Origin of the sequence: Psychrobacter sp., assembly GCF_018260395.1 — a bacterium.
Taxonomy (GTDB): Bacteria; Pseudomonadota; Gammaproteobacteria; order Pseudomonadales; family Moraxellaceae; genus Psychrobacter.
In genome coordinates, this window is the sequence record NZ_JAGLBC010000226.1 from 1 (window position 1) to 2,179 (window position 2,179).

Annotated in this window: 2 protein-coding genes and 1 pseudogene; all 3 read right to left on the bottom strand. The window is 39.2% G+C overall.

Going from position 1 to position 2,179, the window contains the following annotated elements; genetic code table 11:
• Window positions 1-28: 28 nt before the first annotated feature.
• On the bottom strand, window positions 29-349 hold the full coding sequence (locus QZ265_RS10680; protein ID WP_296406021.1) for a hypothetical protein: 321 nt from the start codon (window positions 347-349) through the stop codon (window positions 29-31).
• Between the two features lie 359 nt (window positions 350-708).
• On the bottom strand, window positions 709-1,596 hold the full coding sequence (locus QZ265_RS10685; protein ID WP_296406023.1) for a hypothetical protein: 888 nt from the start codon (window positions 1,594-1,596) through the stop codon (window positions 709-711).
• 13 nt (window positions 1,597-1,609) lie between these two features.
• Window positions 1,610-2,179: pseudogene (locus QZ265_RS10690) on the bottom strand (prepilin-type cleavage/methylation domain-containing protein); the annotation flags it as partial.

Sequence of the window (2,179 nt, forward strand, 5' to 3'; positions counted from 1 at the left end):
ATCAGTAAGCATTTAATCTAAATGGCAGTTACACAGAATGTGGGATGGTCTCATTGCTAACGCTACCAAGCATTGCTGTTGGTACTATTAATAGCTCAGACATTGTTTCATTTAAATTTGGTGACGTTTGCGCTACCTGACCGATACCTACCTGAAGATTGTCTGGCAGTAATCCTGGTGTGTCCATTAAGTACACCAAAGCTTGCTGCAGTTGCTGAAGTCGATGTGTTTGCTGCTCACTATTAGAGCTTGAATATAAGGAAGGATCGAGTAATAAAAAGACAGTTGGCCCTACTGAGGATTTAGAGTTTGAATGATACCCTAAACTATATAGGGATAAATCTCCCATAGCAGGAGGCATAGATATCGAAGCATGACAGAGAACAGAAAATTGTAAAGTTATAGCCGATATAACGCTGATCATTAAAAATTTTGCATGCCTAAAAACTCGCTGACTGTGCCCTGTCAAATACCTTATCATGCAACGACTGAGCACTTGTATAACACTAAATGAGTGCTCAAAGACACTGCGATGTAACAATGCAAGATTGTATTTATGTAATCTAGAGTTATTCTCTTTATCCTTGATAGTTCTTATCCTTGCAACTTTTAGTTATGGTCAATGGTTCAAATGGTTCAAAACATTGGGCTGTATTGGTTATATTTGCTGTCTATCCTGCTCTGTTTAATGCCAATAATTTCAAACTATCAATGTGCTACCATTTTTTGTGACAAGACATAGTCTTGAACCTGAGTATTAAAAGGCGTGCCCGTTCTTTCTAAACAGGCTATTTGGCTTTCTGCTTTGTTTAACAAGGAATGAGTTAACCCTACCCTCGCTACCGGTTTTGCAAGGCAAGCATCGACCTCAGCCAACTTTACTCTACTAAAACTTGGCATAACTGAGGTAACATAGACTCTAATTTTTGTTTGTTTGCTCTGATTTAGGTCTTGTCCTGTTGTTCCAAAAAAAGGTCGCTGTGTGTGGCGCTTTATCGTATCTTTTGAAGTTCTATGATAACTATCGTCACCATCAGTAATAATGGATGAGGCGTAAGTTACATTGCGCTGGGTATCGCCAGTTAGCTCGGTATAAGCTTCATTAAGCCTTATAAAAGACAATTGGGTGGCAATTATTTTACGTTTATTGCTAAAGCTATTATTCTGATTGTCCGCGATATTGCAGTATCCTTTAGGATTTATATTAACGCCATTTGCTTTTAAAACTTTAGACGATGAAGAGGCATAAACTAAATCGCCAAGATGAGGCTGATAGCAAACCGTATACTCTGCTAAGGCGAGGTCATTATCGTCTTTAGATAAATAACCAAAAGGACCTGTTTCTGAAGTTAATGCTTTGTACTCGCCATTTTCTATTAGTTTTTGAATCTGCTGTAATGGCGCATCCGAAGCGTGGAAAAGCAACTGATTGACTTGAAAGGTTGTGGTCAAATCCAAAGAAGTGGATGAGCTTCTTAGAGCAATAATACTGGCAGTGGACATTAATATCAGTATTAGCAATACGATGACCAACACCGCGCCGTGTTGACTCTGACCATAACTATGACTCTGAACTCTACTTTCAACACTACTCATTGGATAATGCATGTTATGGAGTCACGTGGTTATTTCTGAGCATTACCACATTTTGCAGAGTAAGCCGAACAAAGTGGGGTGTTTTTTCTCTGATTTGATAATCGCTACCTTGCAAGTTAAATATAGTGGTAGCCATTTTATTAGTCTTTCCTAAGCTATTATTAGCACGCCCTATAATCGCAAGCTCTATTGCCACAACGGGGCCATCATACCTATAATCAGAAGATGACAACGTGTTGGTAGCGCTTTTGCTACGCACTGTAAGGTAAGTATTGATAGGTATATAAGCTAACCCTTCAGCAAGCTTAACCCCAAGTTTGACTGAAAAATAATCTATTCTATTTATGAGTACTACTCCATTATCGCCAAAGTTATTCACGGATATATTGTCTTTGGTTATGCTGTTGGCATTTTCATGCTTTGGTACTTGATAGCGTCCTGCATCACATGCCAGCACGATAGCTAGTGCTTTGGTTTCATTTTTGGCACGTTGGTTATCTACGCGAGTGAAATAACGCTCAATGACCATATCCCCCTGTGTCAGGATAGTTGTCACCCCTAAATAAAACCTAAAGGGGCCGAC